The sequence below is a fragment of the Candidatus Izemoplasmatales bacterium genome (assembly GCA_041649275.1).
GTDB lineage: Bacteria > Bacillota_I > Bacilli_A > Izemoplasmatales > Hujiaoplasmataceae > UBA12489.
On record JBAZNL010000001.1, the window covers coordinates 313,011 to 329,081 of the forward strand.

The 16,071-nt window shown below is 63.9% G+C and carries 19 protein-coding genes and 1 pseudogene; 2 read left to right on the forward strand and 18 right to left on the reverse strand.

Annotated elements, in window-relative coordinates; genetic code table 11:
- Nucleotides 1-118: 118 nt before the first annotated feature.
- Both WC509_01405 and WC509_01410 read right to left on the reverse strand, forming a co-directional pair.
- A complete protein-coding gene (locus WC509_01405) occupies nt 119-577 on the reverse strand; it encodes a putative immunity protein (GenBank protein MFA5006114.1) in 459 nt (152 codons plus the stop codon).
- Nucleotides 574-1,140: pseudogene (locus WC509_01410) on the reverse strand (AAA family ATPase). The gene WC509_01405 and the pseudogene WC509_01410 overlap by 4 nt, the downstream one beginning before the upstream one ends.
- Before the next feature lie 86 nt (nt 1,141-1,226).
- On the opposite strand from WC509_01410, the gene WC509_01415 reads away from it, so the two are divergent.
- On the forward strand, nt 1,227-1,655 hold the full coding sequence (locus tag WC509_01415) for a zinc ribbon domain-containing protein (protein ID MFA5006115.1): 429 nt from the start codon (nt 1,227-1,229) through the stop codon (nt 1,653-1,655).
- A gap of 44 nt (nt 1,656-1,699) precedes the next feature.
- Here WC509_01415 and WC509_01420 read toward each other — a convergent pair whose 3' ends face one another.
- The 14 genes from WC509_01420 to rlmD form a co-directional block, all read right to left on the reverse strand.
- A complete protein-coding gene (locus WC509_01420; protein MFA5006116.1) occupies nt 1,700-2,023 on the reverse strand; it encodes a Rieske 2Fe-2S domain-containing protein in 324 nt (107 codons plus the stop codon).
- Between the two features lie 27 nt (nt 2,024-2,050).
- A complete protein-coding gene (locus WC509_01425) occupies nt 2,051-2,422 on the reverse strand; it encodes a GntR family transcriptional regulator (GenBank protein MFA5006117.1) in 372 nt (123 codons plus the stop codon).
- 2 nt (nt 2,423-2,424) lie between these two features.
- On the reverse strand, nt 2,425-3,072 hold the full coding sequence (locus tag WC509_01430) for an ABC-2 transporter permease (GenBank protein ID MFA5006118.1): 648 nt from the start codon (nt 3,070-3,072) through the stop codon (nt 2,425-2,427).
- Nucleotides 3,069-3,914, reverse strand: coding sequence for an ABC transporter ATP-binding protein (locus tag WC509_01435; protein ID MFA5006119.1), 846 nt, complete (start codon nt 3,912-3,914; stop codon nt 3,069-3,071). The genes WC509_01430 and WC509_01435 overlap by 4 nt, the downstream gene beginning before the upstream one ends.
- A 119-nt stretch (nt 3,915-4,033) precedes the next feature.
- On the reverse strand, nt 4,034-5,062 hold the full coding sequence (locus tag WC509_01440; protein MFA5006120.1) for a 2-dehydropantoate 2-reductase: 1,029 nt from the start codon (nt 5,060-5,062) through the stop codon (nt 4,034-4,036).
- 25 nt (nt 5,063-5,087) lie between these two features.
- Entirely contained in the window at nt 5,088-5,402 is a 315-nt protein-coding gene (locus tag WC509_01445) for a DUF2087 domain-containing protein (protein MFA5006121.1), read from the reverse strand.
- A gap of 13 nt (nt 5,403-5,415) precedes the next feature.
- Nucleotides 5,416-6,219 carry a GNAT family N-acetyltransferase gene (locus WC509_01450; protein ID MFA5006122.1) on the reverse strand — a complete coding sequence of 268 codons (804 nt, stop codon included), beginning with the start codon at nt 6,217-6,219 and terminating at the stop codon, nt 5,416-5,418.
- Between the two features lie 33 nt (nt 6,220-6,252).
- Nucleotides 6,253-7,287, reverse strand: coding sequence for a S66 peptidase family protein (locus WC509_01455; protein MFA5006123.1), 1,035 nt, complete (start codon nt 7,285-7,287; stop codon nt 6,253-6,255).
- A gap of 9 nt (nt 7,288-7,296) precedes the next feature.
- Nucleotides 7,297-8,058, reverse strand: a complete 762-nt coding sequence (locus WC509_01460) for a hypothetical protein (protein ID MFA5006124.1) — start codon at nt 8,056-8,058, stop codon at nt 7,297-7,299.
- Nucleotides 8,059-8,093: 35 nt separating this feature from the next.
- Nucleotides 8,094-8,681: a DUF1801 domain-containing protein gene (locus WC509_01465; GenBank protein ID MFA5006125.1), complete on the reverse strand. Its 588-nt coding sequence runs from the start codon at nt 8,679-8,681 to the stop codon at nt 8,094-8,096.
- A 40-nt stretch (nt 8,682-8,721) separates the two neighbouring features.
- Entirely contained in the window at nt 8,722-9,096 is a 375-nt protein-coding gene (locus WC509_01470) for a DUF1801 domain-containing protein (protein MFA5006126.1), read from the reverse strand.
- Nucleotides 9,093-10,430, reverse strand: a complete 1,338-nt coding sequence (locus WC509_01475) for a hypothetical protein (protein ID MFA5006127.1) — start codon at nt 10,428-10,430, stop codon at nt 9,093-9,095. The genes WC509_01470 and WC509_01475 overlap by 4 nt, the downstream gene beginning before the upstream one ends.
- An 88-nt stretch (nt 10,431-10,518) precedes the next feature.
- Entirely contained in the window at nt 10,519-10,962 is a 444-nt protein-coding gene (locus WC509_01480) for a hypothetical protein (protein ID MFA5006128.1), read from the reverse strand.
- 55 nt (nt 10,963-11,017) lie between these two features.
- Nucleotides 11,018-12,343, reverse strand: a complete 1,326-nt coding sequence (rlmD, locus tag WC509_01485) for a 23S rRNA (uracil(1939)-C(5))-methyltransferase RlmD (protein ID MFA5006129.1) — start codon at nt 12,341-12,343, stop codon at nt 11,018-11,020.
- A 96-nt stretch (nt 12,344-12,439) separates the two neighbouring features.
- Here rlmD and WC509_01490 point away from each other — a divergent pair, with 96 nt between their 5' ends.
- Entirely contained in the window at nt 12,440-14,014 is a 1,575-nt protein-coding gene (locus tag WC509_01490) for a hypothetical protein (protein MFA5006130.1), read from the forward strand.
- A 45-nt stretch (nt 14,015-14,059) separates the two neighbouring features.
- On the opposite strand, the gene WC509_01495 is transcribed toward WC509_01490, so the two are convergent.
- Together WC509_01495 and WC509_01500 are read right to left on the reverse strand one after the other, a co-directional pair.
- A complete protein-coding gene (locus WC509_01495) occupies nt 14,060-14,863 on the reverse strand; it encodes an SDR family NAD(P)-dependent oxidoreductase (GenBank protein MFA5006131.1) in 804 nt (267 codons plus the stop codon).
- Nucleotides 14,847-16,070, reverse strand: a complete 1,224-nt coding sequence (locus WC509_01500) for an aminotransferase class I/II-fold pyridoxal phosphate-dependent enzyme (protein ID MFA5006132.1) — start codon at nt 16,068-16,070, stop codon at nt 14,847-14,849. Before WC509_01500 ends, WC509_01495 begins: the two co-directional genes overlap by 17 nt.
- Nucleotide 16,071: the final 1 nt, after the last annotated feature.

The window sequence follows — 16,071 nt, forward strand, 5'->3', positions numbered from 1 at the left end:
AAGTGAAACCGAAGCGTCTCCGGACCGCATCTCGAACCGGTCGCATCGCGAGAGGCGACGATCGCCTTGTTAAAAAAGGCGCCCCATCGCGGCGGCGTCTTTCTCTCTTTGGCAGTTTTCAAGGCATCGGGGCGGACATCGTTCGCGCAAGGTCGAGCTGCCACCGGCGTTCCTCGCGGATCGCCGCTTCGGGATCAACCGAAACCGTCGCGAGCGCCTTCAGGGCGTAGTCGCAGGGACCGATCGCATGCCGCCAGACGTGGGCGGTCGCGGCGGCGTGACCCGCCGCGCGGCAGGCGAAGACGGCGGCGGACGACGCGGCGCGGGCCGCGGCGTGCGCTTCGAGGGCGGCGGCGCGGGCGACGCCGGGACGGATCCTGCCGTCGGCCCAGGCGCGGGCGGCGGCGATCGCCGCGGCCGCCCGGGGATCGTCCGTGAACCGGAGGACCCGTTCGGCGCACAGGGCGGCGTATCGCCCCTGGTCCGGGCGGGACATGCGCTCGATCCGATCGAGGATCCGTTCGCGCATGCCGTCATGGAGGATCAGCGAACCGATCCGACCAAGATCGGACGTCATCGGATCCCGCCTTCCAGCCGGTGGCGGACGAGATCCAGCAGGTCGCGGTAATCCGTCTCCGTGAAGTAGGTGGCGTCGACGAGGACCGCATCCTCGCCATAAAGGGCGGAATCGAACGGCGTGAGGATCGCCGTAAACATCTCCGGCGGGATCGTCCCCGTCGACTTGTGGACCGAATGGCGGCTCTCCTGACGCGCGAGATAGCGCGCGTAAAGAACGTCGGGATCGCCGGTCATGAAGATCGTCAGGACGCGGATCCCGGCATCGGCCGCGTCGCGACGCACGGCCTCGTATTCCGCGCGGCGAAAGTTGCTTTCCAGGACAACCAGGTCGTCCGCCTTGAGAATGTCCGGCATCAGTTTCCGCATCAGCGAAAACGTCGCCGCGGACAATTTCAGGTTCTCTTCGCGGTTGGCGAATCCGATCGTATCCCCGAGGACTTCCTTGAGGTCGTCCTTGTTCAGGCAGACGGCGTTCAGATCCGCCGCCAGACGCTTGGAGACGGTCGTCTTGAGCGCGGCCAGATGGCCGGTGACGATGACGGTTTGTTTCATGGGATCCTCCCTCGGCGGGCATCGGCGCCACTTTTCGAATTCGTCGGATCAAACGGCGGAACGATATTGTATAATAATGGGCGAGGTGGTATGTCATGAAGCAGATCAAGCCCGGGCGCGGAGTCTCCCAGCTCGGTTATCAGGGATCGCTGTTCGCGATCGCCTTCGGCGTCCTCTGGACGATCGTCGCCGCCGCGATCGGCATTTTCGCGTTCGCCGATGCCGGCGGCGTGTTCTCCGTCGTCGGCTTCATCTTTCCGCTCTTCGGAATCCTGTTCATCGCGATGGCGGTGAAGCAGGCGAAGTTCCAGAAGCACAACGCCACCGCGAAGGACCGCCATTCGCTCGTCGACGTCGTCGACTCGACCGAGGAAGGCGACCCGTTCGCGAAGTATGACCGCGCCGAGACGGCGCGCAGAGCCGCCGAAGCGGCGGTCGCCGCCGACGCCTACTGCACGCACTGCGGAACGCCTCTGCAAGCGGAGGACAACTTCTGCCCGAAATGCGGAAACCGCGTCCGATGAGACGACGGACCGTCGACCCGGAAAGGTCGACGGTCCGTTTTCATTTACAGGTCGATCAGGACGCGGCCGTCCGCGACGCGCGCCGGAACGGTTTTCGCCTTCGCCGTCGGCAGCTTCACGAAGAGGATCTTCGCCCGCCCCTCGACTTCGCCGGTGACGACGTCGAAGCGCGCCTTATGGCGCGGACAGGTGATCTTCCCGTCGGCGTACGCGCCCTCGGACAGCGATCCGCCCATGTGCGGGCAGACGTCGGACAGGGCGTAGGGCTTCCCGTCCTTGACGACCACCAGATAGGGTTTTCCGTCGATCTCGGTCCGGATCTTGCCTTCCTTGACGAGCACGTTCCAATCGCATGCGAACTTTTCCATCTCATGACCCTCCTTGGGGGTGAAGAATCATCGTTTCGGATAGGCGGATCGGACGAGTTCGAGATACTCCTCGACGCCGATGCCGAGCTGCACGTAGTATGGGAGTTCGGTCGCGAGCCGTTTGCGCGCGATCTCCTCGCGCCGGTCCGTTTCCGGGCCGGCGTGGCCGCGGACGTAACAGCCCTTCCCCGCCCACGTGACGATGAAACCTTCGTCCTCGAGCCGTTCCCACGCCTTCTTGATGGTGATCACGCTCACGCCCAGTTCGACCGCGACGGCGCGGATCGAAGGCAGCGCGGTATCCGCGGCCAGTTCGCCGTTCACGATCTGCGCGGCGACCTGGTCGTGGAGCTGCTCGTAGATCGGGACTTCGGACTTGACGGCGACGACGAGGTTCATCGCTAGAGGCTGACCTTGTCGAACCGGCGCACCGACATGCGGTAGGAGGCGACCATCCCGACGACGTAGAGAACGATGCCGGCGAGAAGAACCCCCAGCTGCGGGAGCGCATGCGCTGGATCGAGGCCGTCGAGGACGGCGAGTCCGGGGACGACGTGGACGAGCAGTTCGACCGCTGCCACGACCGCGAGGTACGCGGCGAGCCCGAACGCGATCGGCATCCCGACCTTGTATCCGGTCTTGAAATACTTCGTCAGAAACACGACGTTAAAGGCCGCGTAGGCGGCGAGCGTAAAGCCGAAGAAGGCGAAGTTGGCGTCCATCCCGACGACGTTTCCGTTCGGATTGAACCAAAGCGAGGAGACGAGCGCGGCCGGGATCGCGACCAGGATGGTGACGCCTTCGAGGATCAGGACGTGGAGATGCTTCGCGAGCACGATCTGGTCGCGCGGGACCGGCAGGATCGCCGAGAACTCGTGGTCGCGGTTGTCCCGGGCGACGCCGAAATTGATCAGAAACGACATGACGGTATAGCTTACGCCGACGAAGTACGGATACGCGGGAATCAGAAGCAACAGCGCACATGCGCAGAAGAAATAGGTTCCCGGGGTGACGACGAGCTTCAGTTCCTTGTACAGCAGGTTCTTCATTTCGACGCCCCCTTGTCGTAGTAGATCATGATGTCTTCGAGGTTGGGTTTCTCGACCACCGGCACCTCGCCTTCGCGCAGGTTCGCGCGACGGATCAGGCCGGTGAAGCCGAAGGCGTTCTTCCGCACGCCGACGAGGCGGGCGCGCAGGTCGTCGGTGAGGTCGCCGGGCTTGCCCGACACGACCGCGTGCGCGGCGATCAGGTCGTCCTTGGTGGTGTTCGCCACCAGTTCGCCGTCGCGGATGAAGACGACGAAGTCGGCGCACTTGTCGAGGTCGGAAGTGATGTGCGTGGAGAACAGGATCGAGCGTTCGCCGTCGAGCACGAGTTCCCGGAAGAGGTCCAGCAGTTCGGCCCGGGCGGCCGGGTCGAGGCCGCTCGTCGGTTCGTCGAAGATGAAGAGTTCCGCGCCGTGCGAGAGCGCCAGCGTGAGCGCGAACTTGACCTTCATCCCGGACGAGAGTTCCGTCACCTGCTTCTTCTCGTCGAGCCCGAAGCGGTCGAGGTAGCTGCGGTAGGCCGTCTCGTCCCACGTCGGATAGAACCGTTTGAACACCTTCACGATCGCGCCGATCTGCTTGTGCGGATAGAACGTCGTCTCGCCGTACATGAAGCCGATCCGCCGCTTCAGTTCGGTCTCGTTCCCGACGATGTTCTTCCCGAAGATCGTCACCGTTCCCGCATCCGGCTTGACGATGTTCAGGATGGACTTGAGGGTCGTGGTCTTGCCGGCTCCGTTCGCGCCGATGAAGCCCATGATGTATCCCTTCGGCAGTTCGAAGGATACGTCCTTCAGGGTGAAGGACGGGTAGGTCTTGCGGAGATTCTCGATCTTGAGCATGAGGTTCCTCCAACTGTGTATATCGAACATACACAGTATAGAGCCGCCGGCTCCGGATGTCAAGGGGGATTCCGTCGGAAAACGCGAAGCCGCCGATCGATGGGTCGGCGGCTTTGCGTTCATTTCACCTTGCGGAGCGCGGCGAAGCGCGTGAGTTGTTCGCGTCCGGGCTTGCCGTTCCCGGACTCGAGCTCCTTCACGATCGTCACGACGAGGTCGTTGTAGGGCGTGTCGAAGTCGATCTTGTCGCCCTGGGCGGCGACCGCCCCGTTGATCGCGTCGATTTCCGTCCGCTTGCCCTTCTCGAGGTCCTGCAGCATGCTCGGGCGGATCGCGCGGTGCTTCTTGATCGCGAACGGGATGATCATGAAGCCGATCAAGCGCTTGAGGGCATTCTGATAATCGAAGACCTTGACGATGTCCTTACCCTGGATCGGCTCGATCGCGACGCCCGAGCGGCGGGCGACCTCGATGCACTCCTTGATGACCTTCTGCGCCGCGAAGCGCGCCGTCTTGTCGTCGGACACATCCCCGTAGGTGCCGCCGATGCAGGTCCCGAGGCCGCTGAAGGCGGCGTTGACGAGCAGTTTCGCCCAGCGTGCGCCCATGAAGTTGGCCTCGACCCTGACGTCTCCCATCCGGCCGAGGACGGCGGCGATCTCCCGGAGCGTCCCGTCGGTCCTTCCCGACATCGAGCCGAGGCTGAAGGCGAGCGCCTCGCGGGTCGGCGCACTCGTCAGTTCGACGACGCCCGGCTCGCGCAAGGTCGCGCCCCAGCCGACGGCGCAGCCGAAGGTGCGCTCCGGTCCGACGACGTCGGCGACCGAGGGTTCGGGAAGTCCGTTCTGCATCGTGCAGACGACACCGGATTCGCCGAGGAAGGGCAGAAGCCCCTCGACGACGCGGCGGTTGTCGAGCTGTTTCGTCATCAGAAACACGACGTCATAGGTGCCGGTCATCTCTTCGGGCTGGAGGGCGTGGACGGGCACGATGAAATCGACGGTGCCGACGATGCGGGCGCCGTGTTCCTTCATCGCCCGGACGTGGGCGGCGTTGTGGTTGACGAGGTCGACGTCGACGCCCGCCTTCGTCAGGAAGGCGCCGAGGACGGTGCCGATCGAGCCGGCGCCGTAGATCGCGATTCTCATGGATGGTTCCTCCTCAGGTGGTTCTTCAGGCGTTCCGCCAGTAGGTGCGGCCGTCGCGCGACCGCGAAAGCAGGCCGTGGTCGACGAGCGCGCGACGGAAGGACGCGTAGTCTTCGACCGCCGGAATCAGAATAAGGTTCACTTCCTTCTCGGCGTAGGTCCTCCCGAGATCGAAGCATGCCGCGAGAAGGATATAGATCGCGGCCTTGTTTTTTTCCTTTGCCGGCAGGATGGACAGACGCCCCTCCGCGTCGAAGAACTTCCCCTCCGCGGCCGCGAGGTCTTCTTCGGTCAGTTCGAACCGGTCCATCAGGATCATCTCGATGCTCGTACGTTTCATGACGAATCCTCCGTCAGATCGATTTGGATACCGCCATCATCCATCCGTCCACATCTTCGAATCCGAGACGGTGGTAGATCGTCGCGGCGGCGGGGTTGTCGAAGAAGAGGACCGGCATCCTCCCCGATTCCAACAGGTGGCGGCAGAGCGCCGACACGACCTTGCTCGCGCAGCCTTCGCGGCGGCACTCCTTGCGCGTGAAGACGGCGACGACCATCGCCGCGTTCCTGGAATGCGCCGTCGAACTGGCGTGGGCGATGATGTGTCCGTCGCGCTCGAGGACGTAGTGGAGCGAGAATCCGTCGCGAAGCTTCGCCGCCATCCCCACGAGCCGTTCCTCCCGGGGTTCGGTCAGGTTCGAGACGAATTCGGAGATGCCGTAGAGCGCGTCCACGATCGCCGGCACGTCCTCCACGGTCGCCCGCCGGACTTCGGGGTCCGGGGAATCGAGGCGATCGGGGGCAGCCATCCGCGCGATCGTCATCCTCTTGACGTCGAACGAACGCGAGAGCTCGTCCGAAAGGCGCGCGTAGGTGCGGGCGCCGACGTTGATGACCTTGATCGAGTGACGCTCGGCGAGGGCGAGCACCTCCTCCGGATCGAACCGGTTCGTCGTCGAAAAGACCATCATGTTCGCATGATGGCGGAGGACGACCGTCTCGAGGACGCCGTCGCCGTCGACGTAGACGGTCTGGAAGTCCGTCGACAATCCGTAGAATTCGATGTCGCCGATGATGAAGAGGTTGATGAAGGGGTCGCGGTACAGCATCGCGAGCAGTGCTTCGCGTTCATCTTCCCGTACGAGTCGAAATGCCATCGTTCTCCTTTCGGCGGAGGGATTCCGCCATCGTCACCGGACGCCGGCTTCGAGGATCCGAAGGACGCCGCGGTCGGCGTCGACCTCGGCACGAACGCCGTAGGGGATCACGGCCATCGGCTCGTTGTGGCCGAAGCAGAGGTTGTACAGGACCGGCTTGTCTTCCAAGCCGAATTCCCGCATGATCTTGACGATGCTCTTCCGATACGCCTCGAAGTGCACGTTGCCGGACGGCTTCCCGAAGACGAGCGCGTTCGCGGCCTGGAGGACGCCGAGCACACCGTAACTCCGGAGGATGTATTCGACGTTTGCGGGAGAGGGCTGGTCCTCCGAGGTCTCGAAGAAGAGGATCGCTCTCGAGAAGGTCCGCCGTGACGGCCAAAGGCGCGTCCCCTTCGCGAACTCGAGGACCTCGAGACAGCCGCCGAACAGGCGGCCGCGGACGACCCCGCGCCCCTGGAGGACGATGACGCCTTCGTGCGGCTGCATCGCCTTCACCTTGAAACGGTTCTCGTAGGACCAGTGGATCCGCTCTCCGGTCCATGCGGCGGGCGGTGTGACGGCGCCGATCGGCGCGGTCGAGAAGAGCGCGCGGCGGACCCGGTCGAGGGTATAGGGGTACACGCCGTTGTTCTCGCCGAACTCGCTCAGGATCGCCGGACCGTAATAGCTCGTCACCCCGGCCTTGTGGCAGATCAGGTGGGTGATCGTCGAATCGGAGAAACCGAGGAAGGGCTTCGGATTCCGACGGATCACGTCGAAGTCGACGTACGGCAGGATCCGGATCGAATCGTCGCCGCCGATGCAGGAGAAGATCGCCTTGATCGACGGGTCGCGGAACGCGTCCATCAGATCCTGCGCACGGGCTTCGGGATGGTCGTAGACGTACTCCGAACCCGCCAGGGTGTGCGGCATCTCGACGACCTTGAGGCCGAACTCGCGTTCGAGGGCGGCCTTGCCGGCGTCGTAGCGCCAGCGGAGTTCGGGATCACCCGCGCCGCCCCAGGAGGAGCTGACGGTCGCGACGCGGTCGCCCGGCCTGAGGGCGATCGGCTTGATCAGGGGCACGGTTGCGCCTCAGATGATCCCGAGCGGGATCAGGACGAGGAGCAGGACCGCGACCGCGCCCCAGACGGCGAGAAGGAAGCGTTTCTGCGTCTTCGGCGCGGCGTCGTGCATGAGGAACGCCGCCAGGAAGAACGGGATGTAGGTCGTGAGGAAGACGGGCAGAGCGCCCCACCAGGGATAGACCCAGCGGAACGCCGGCGTACCGGCGAGGAAGATCTCGAAAACGGCGAAGAAGGCGGCGTTTCCGATCGCGAAGAGGATGCGGTTGTTCATCCCGAGGATCCGCTTCTTCGGATCGTCGGGGAGCAGTTTCGACATCGCCAGGCCGGCGATCGAGAACATCATCGAGAGTTCCCACGAGACGCCTACGAGCAGGATGAAGGACGTGCTCTCGGGCGACACGGTCCAAAGCGCGTAGCCGGACGCGGAACCGATGACGGCGTTTCCGATCTCGTAGAGCCAGTGCACGCCGTAGAGCGAAAGCGCCGCGACGACGCCCTTGTAGTTCTTGTGCTTCAGCTCGGTCGCGTAGATGTAGACGACGACCGCGAAGAGGGCGATGAAGGTCCAGTCGAACCGGTCCGTCGTCCGGACCGCCGCGAAGGCCGCGGATGCGGCCGCCGCGTTCGCCGCGTCGCCGCGGAAGACGAAGTACGTGCCGTCCGCGCCCAAAAGCGAAAGCAGGATGATGACGACGCAGATCGCGCCGGTGAAGGCCGCGACGGGTGCCGCGTCGAGGATGAAGCGTTTCCAGTCGAATGCTCTTTTCATGTCGTTCTCCTTATGTTCGTCGGCCGGTCTCGTCGTCAGTCGTCGAGGCCCCTGCCGGCGCGAATGGCGGGAAGCGCCTTCTCGATCCGGGACTCGCGGGTCTTTTCCTGTTTGGGGGCGGTGAAATGGAGGAGGTAGGCGCGACGGCGTCCGGGCGTGAGCCGCTCGAACGCGTCCTTCAGGGACGGATCGCCCCGAAAGCGGCGCGCGAGTTCCTCCGGATAGGCCGCATCATCGCCGCTTTTCCGTTCCACCTTCATCCCCGCGCGGACCTGGGCGACCGCTTCGCGGACATAGGCCCCGATCGTCGGCGCGAGGGTGCGGACGCTATCGGCGTCCCGGAAGCGGATCTGACGCGCCGCCTGCACGTTCTCGGTCTGACGGACGAGGATCCCGGCGGGATCCGAAAGCAGCGCCCCGCGGACGAAGAGGAGCGCGCAGTAGTCCTTGAAGCCGTGGATCAGGACGACGTTCTCGTCCTGGACGGTATAGCATGGGACGCCCCACTTGAGCGTCTCCGTCAGTCCGCAGGCGCGGACGGCGGCACGCAGTTCGGCGAATGCTTCACGCCAGCGTTCCTCGCCTGCGAGAAACGCGTCGACGCGCGGATCGGTCTTCTCCATGGTCGGTCTCCTTATCGATGGGTCATGGGCGGCGGGCGTTTCAGCCCTGTCGCCAGAACGTCCTGCAGGTCGCCTTGTCGGCGAGGTTGAAGCGGATGATGCCCTCCAGGAGCGGAAAGTCGACGGGATCGGTCCAGCGGATCCGGAAGAGCATCTCGCTTCGGCCGTAACCGGCGGCGTCGATCTCGGCGCCGAACCGGTCGATCGCGACCTTTTCGGGCGCCACCGAGAAATGGTTCTTCGAGGCGCTGAAGGCGAGGATGAAGGTGCCGTGGTCGGTGAACGTCGGCTGGTTCCAGGCGATGCGTTTGCCAAGCGTCGGGAACGTGACCGCGATGCGCTCGAGCACGTCCCGAAGTTTCGCCCGGTGTTCGGGATCGGGGATGGCGAGCAGAAAGTCGGCGAAATCGTTCATGGTTCGACTCCTTCCTTGGTCCGCCGTCCCGATGGAGACGGCGCCGGATGCGTCCTTTCGCCCTCGGGATCGGTGGTATCAGGAGATTCCAGAATCCGTCCGATCGCGATCCGGAGCGCTTTGATGTTCCTGTCGAGCAGGGCTTGCTGCCAGGATTCGGGTTTCAGTTTCGCGAGCGCCTTCTCCGACTTCGAGAGGAGCGAGGAAAGCGCGGTCGTCGCCATGGTCCGATCCGTGGCTGACGCCTCCGCCGCTTCGTCGGAAAGAAGGCCGAGGGCAAGGGTCAGCGCCGCGATCCGGCGGGACTGAAGGGTGTGCTGGGACGTTCCCGGCGCGAACTGCGCGACGGCGACCGTCGATCTGTCCAGCATCGCCTGAAGGGATCGGCGCGTTTCTTCCGGTGCGCAGGCCGACGTTTCCGTACGGTCATTCGCCATTCCGTAGAATCCGAGGACGTGCAGGGCCAGGACGGTGAGGTGCCTGCTGGGTTGCCCGACTTCTCCGACGGGGAAGTGGACCCTCCCCTCGTGCACGTGCTCGAGGAACCAGACTCCTTCTTGGTTCCGTTTCGCGAGCAGCCAATCGAGCGCCGGTCGCATGCGGTCGTCGTACGAAACGCCCTCGTCGGCGAAATACGACAGGACCCGCAGGAGGTCGTAGCGGTAGCGGAAGGGATAGGACAGCTGTCGGAACCTGCGGTCGTCGGCCCCGACGAACAGTCCGTTCGACAACAAAAACTCGATCGCCTTCGCCTTCGCCTCCGCCAGCCCGGAAAGACCGTGGTCCGGCACCGAGCGCTCGAACTGACCGAGTCCCTCGAGGACGCAGATCGTCGTATGCGGATCGCCATGGTCCGATCGTTCGTCCCACGTGAAACCGCCGTCGTTCTTCCCGGCCGCGACGAGATGACGCGCCAGGTCGGCCACGCGCGAATCGTCCGGCCGAAAATAGGCGACGTAGTTCAGGACCATGCCGTCGACGGCGACATCGCTCGGAAGGTCGGACTTGGCCAGATTCACGCCGCCGCCTTCGGTCATGCACTCGGCAAACGTCCGCGCGACCATCTCCCGGCAGGCGGGCGTCGATTCCGGCATGCCGATGTTCTTCATCTCGAGGAGCGTGTAGTGCGTCGAAGTCCATTTGGGTTGGTAGTAGTGGAGCCCCCAGTGACCGTTTTCGCTTCGGGACGACAAGTATCTTGCACCGTCGCCTTCGGTCGGGATCCTGCCCCGCAACCGTTCGATCACGGCCGGATCGGAGTGGAGGATCAGCCGATGCGTCATCGCCTGCACCGACACGTCGCCGTCCAGCAGCCATCGGATCGTCTTGTCCATGGTGTTCTCCTTCCGACGGTTCGGGTCGTCCGCGGGATGTCGATCGGTCTTGCGAAACGATCCGCATCGGTGATCCATGACGTTCGTCCTACAGATCCAGGACTCCCGTATAGATCAGGCCGGCGATGACCGCCATCGCGACCGCGTAGTAGTGATACCATTTCTTGTTCATCACGCATAGCAGGAAGGCGGCCGTTTCCGCCGCCAGGATGTCGAGCAGGAGGGCGACGATCGGCGTTTCGTACAGCTGGACGCCGATTCCCGTCATGAAGGCGGTCAGCGCCCCGGCCAATATGCCGGCCTTGAACCACTCCGCGATCCGCGTGCGGTAGATCAGAAAGCACGCGAGGATCCAGGCGATTCCATGGCCGATCCGGATCCACGAAACGAATCCGTAGGTCCCGCCGCGGTCGAAGAACGCCTCGAACAGCGCGAAGAGCAGGTAATACAAGAGGAAGGCCGCCGCCATCGTCGAAAGACCGATGACGGTCACGAGCAGTCCGTCCTTCCAAGGACCCTTCTTCATTTCCATATCGTATCCCCCTTCAAGCCGCATCCGCGTGAGCAGCGGCGAAAATGACAGGAACTCAGGATTTCGACAGCAGGGCGACCGTCTCGACGTGCGCCGTCTGGCAGAACATGTCGACCGGCTGGATTCTTTTCAGGAGGTATCCGTTTCCGACGAACGCCTTCAGGTCGCGTGCGAGCGTGGACGGGTCGCACGAGATGTAGACGATCTTCGGGGGTTTCACTTCGTTCAGGGCGGTCACAAACGCGGGATCGAGCCCCTGTCGCGGCGGATCGACGACGACGATGTCGGGCGTCGTCCCGGAGGCGGCGATCTCGCGCACGAACGCGACCGCGTCGCCTTCGTGGAACTCGGCGTTCCGGACCCCGTTCAGCCAGGCGTTCTGCTTCGCCGCCTTGACCGAGGCGGCGTTGATCTCGACGCCGTACACCCTGGAAACCAGTCCGGCCATCACGATCGCGATCGTGCCGACGCCGGAATAGGCGTCGACGACGATGTCGGTCGCCTTCGGCTTGGCGAACTCGATCGCCTTCTTGTACAGCGTTTCGGTCTGTCTCGGATTGACTTGGAAGAAGGTCTTCGCACCGATGCGGAACCTCTTTCCCATCAGTTCCTCTTCGATGAACCCCTTTCCGTAGACGATCCGCTCGCGCTCGCCGAGGACGATCGGCGTCGTCCGCGGATTGACGTTCTGGACGATCGAGGTGATCTCGGGATGGGCGGCGCGCAAATCGGTGACGAGATTGTTTCGTCCGGGGAAGGCCTCCGCGACCGTCACGAAGACGACGAGGATCTGGCCGGTGCCGGCCGCGACGCGGACGAGGACGTGCCGGACGAGGCCGGTGCCCTTGTCCTCGCGGTAGGGTTCGATGCGATGCTTGGCGAAGAGCTGCTTGCACGTGTGGACGATTGCGTTGCCGGTCTTGTCCTGGATGTCGCAGTCGTCGGCGTTCACGACCTTGCGGGTGTTCTCCTCGTAGAAGCCGGCGAGGATCCTTTTCCCTTTCTCGGAGATCGCCATCTGGAGTTTTCCGCGGTAGTTCCACGGCTCCTTCATCCCGATGCACGGGATCAGCGTCTCGGCAACGAGCCCGGCGGCGTCGAGGCATTCCCTGACGTAGGCGGTCTTGACCGCAAGCTGCTCCCCGTACGCCAGATGCTGGAGCGTGCAGCCGCCGCAGAGGGCGTACTGGGGGCACCGCGGCCGGACGCGCACGGACGACGAATCGTAGCGCTTCAGGACGTTCCCGTTCGCACCGGCGACCTCGATGTCCGCCGTCTCGCCGGGCAGAAGCCCTTCCACGTAATATGTCTTCGCGCCCGCGGCGACGACTCCGTCGCCGTTCACGTCGACGCGTCCGCAGCGGATTTTCTCAAGCACCATGGAAACCACCATCTCTCGTGAATATGATAACATAACGTCCCTTGATTTCGTCCGGCCTTATGATATGATATAATGTTACCCATACGGAGGTCATCCATGAAAAGACGCATCGCCATCCTGAGCATCCTGATCCTGACCGCAACCCTGACGGCGTGCGGCCTGTTTCCCACCTTCACCGTTCCCACGACGAACGTGACGACGGCGTCGACGTCGCCGCTGTCGACGTCCGCGCCGACGACCGGGATTTCATCGTCGGCGACGACTGCCGCGACGACCACGACGGAGGGGACCCTGTCCACTCTGCCGACCACGACGCAGACGACCTCCGCGCCGACGACGACCGTGATGACGACCACCACGCAAACGACGACCCAGACGACCACCACGCAAACCACGACGACGCAGACGACCACGACGACGCAGACCGGCGCGCAGCCGTTCGTCCCGACCGGCTATTCGCTCCTTCAGGACGAACTGGACTATGTCGGAATCCCGGCGACGGGGAACGTCAAGCTGCTCGTCTTCGTGATCGATTTCACCGACGCCCGGCTGGCTTCTTCCGGCGTCACCCTCGCCGACGTCGACAAGGCTTTCAACGGCGCGTCCGCGGACACCGCGTGGGAATCGCTCGCGTCCTTCTATGCCAAGAGTTCGTACGGACAACTGTCGCTTGACGCCGACATCTTCTCCTACCATGCGTCCGAAACCGTCGCCTACTACGAGGAAGACTGGCTCGACTACTATACCGAATCGGACCTCATCTACGAGATGATGACCTATTACGACGGCCAGATCGACTATTCCGACTACGACGCAAACGCCGACGGCTACCTCGACGGCGTCTACGTCCTCTACACCGCGCCCGTCTCGTATAAGTCCGGATCGGATCTCTGGTGGGCCTATCAGGATTACTACTACTACGTGGGCGAGGACTATTTCGACGGCGTCACACCCAACTACTTCTGCTGGTCGGGCACCGACTTCCTGCTCGAGGCGGGATCGGCCGGCGTCGACGCGCACACCCTGATCCACGAGACCGGCCACATGCTCGGCCTCGACGACTACTACGACTACGACGATTCCGACGCGTACAACGCGGGCGGCGTCGGCGGCGCCGACATGATGGACTACGCCGTTGGCGACCACAGCGCGATCTCGAAGATCCTGCTCGGCTGGATCACGCCGCTCGTCGTCACCTCCTCGATGACCGTCGACATCGCCCCGTTCGTCGCCGCGGGCGAGACGATCCTGGTGATCGACGAATGGCGCGGCACGATCTTCGACGAGTACCTCCTGATCTCCTACTACACCCCGACGGGACTGAACGCCTACGACAACTACTACCTCTTCACGATCCCGGGCGTCCTGATCCACCACGTCGACGCCCGCATCGGGCAGGGATACATCGAGGATTCCGCGTATTGGACGATCTTCAACTACAACAACTCCGACACGGCGCACAAGTTCCTCAAGATCATCGAGGCGGACGAGAACGACCGCATCCCGTACGATGCATGGTGCGAGGACGGCGACCTCTTCCAGGCAGGAGACGTCTTCCGTCAGACGATCGAACCCGTCTACCGGTGGTACCAGACGTCGCGCACGATGAACTTCACGGTCGCGATCGTGTCCGTCGGGGACACCGCGGTTTTGACCTTCACCTTCAACTGATCGACGCATGAAAACATAAGGGATCGGCCCGCGGGCCGATCCCTTTCATTTTCCGTACATGCCGTAGACGACCGCTTCGACGAGCCGCTTCGGCAGGATCCTCTTCAGGAACAGGAACAGTTTGTACTGGAATCCCACCGCGACCTGCGGCGGCATCCTCCGCCGGTCCAGAACCCGGCCGACGACCCTGGCGACGGCTTCGGGAGGCATCCCGTGCCGTTCGTCGGTCTCCATCTTCGCCACCGAACGGGCGATCCGCGCGTCATAGACGCCGGTCGATCCGGCACGTTTCTCGCGGCTGTCCGTGAAGCCGGTCGCGGTATCGCCGGGAAGGACCGCGGCGACCTGCACGCCGAGCGGCCGGAGTTCGAGCCGGAGGGTGTCGTTGAAGGCGTTCAGCGCCGCCTTCGACATCGAGTAGAAGGCCTGGAAGGGGATCGCCAGCTCGGCGGCGACGGACGAGACGTTCACGATCCGTCCCTGCGATGCGCGGAGGGCGGGAAGGAGCGCCTTCGTGATCGCAAAGGCGCCGAAGAGGTTGACGTCGAACTGGCGCTTCGCGTCCGCAAGGAGCGTCTCCTCGATCGCGCCGGAGATCCCCATCCCGGCGCAGTTGACGAGGGCGTCGATGCGGGGATGCTTCACAAGGATGCCGTCCTTGACCGCGTGGAGGACGTCGTCCTCGCGGGTCAGGTCGGCGGTGACGTAGTCGAAGGCGTAGGGCTTCTTCGGCAGCGTGCGGGAGAGCCCGACGACGGTCCAGCCGGCCGCGGCGAGATGCGATGCGATCGCGTAGCCGATGCCGCTCGAGGCACCGGTGACGACGACCGTCCTATTCATGGCGGGCATGAAGCAGCGCGAGCAGGTCCTCGTCCTTCTCCGGCAGGCTCCGGAGCACGTCGGCGATGATCTGGACCGCTTCGTCCATGAGCGCTTTGGTATGGGTGGCGGTGTAGCTGGTGCGGATCAGGCATTCCCCTTCGGGGGTCGCCGGGGGAAGGACCGGGTTCACGTAGACGCCGCGCTCGAAGAGCACCTTGCAGGCGACGAGCGTGCGGAGCACGGAGTAGGTGTAGATCGGGATGATCGGGACGATCGAGTTTTCGATGATCTTGACGCCGCGGGTCTTGAGCCCCTCGCGGACGTAGGCGGCGATGTCGAGCAGCGCCTTCGGGCGCTCCGGCTCGTCCTTCAGGATGTGCAGGGCTTCGAGCGCGCAGGCGGCGTTCGCCGGCGTGATCGCCGCGCAGAAGATGAACGGGCGCGACTTGTGCTTCACGAACTCGACGATCTTGCGGTCGGCGGCCATGTATCCGCCGAGCGAGGCGAGCGACTTGGAGAAGGTTCCCATGATGATGTCGACGTCCTGCTCGAGCCCGAAATGCTCGGCCGTGCCGCGGCCGTGGGCGCCGAGGACGCCGAAGCCGTGGGCGTCATCGACCATCACGCGGGCGCCGTACTGCTTCGCGAGACGGACGATCCCGGGCAGGTCGCAGATGTCGCCGGACATCGAGAAGACGCCGTCGGTGACGATCAGGAAACCCTTCGACGGATCGGCCTCGGACAGACACCTCTCGAGGTCGGCCATGTCGTTGTGCTTGTAACGGACGAGGGTCGCGTACGAAAGCTTCACGCCGTCGTAGATCGAGGCGTGGTTCTCGCGGTCGCTGAAGACGAGGTCGTTGCGGCCGGCGATCGCGGAGATGATTCCCAGGTTGGACTGGAAGCCGGTCGAAAACGTGACGACCGCATCTTTGTGGAGGAACTCCGCGAGTTCCTTCTCGAGTCTGACGTGGGTCGTCAGGGTGCCGTTCAGGAAGCGGGAACCGGAGACGCCGGAGCCGAATTCGGCGAGCGCATCGATGCCGGCCCTGATCACGCGCGGATCGCCCGTGAGGCCGAGGTAGTTGTTCGAGCCGATCATGATCTTGCGCTCGCCCTCCATCACGACCTCGATGTCCTGCTTCGTTTCGAGAGCGTGGAAATAGGGGTAGACGCCGAGCGCCTTGTATTCGTCCACCATCGTGAACTCATCGCATTTCTTGAACAGGTCCATA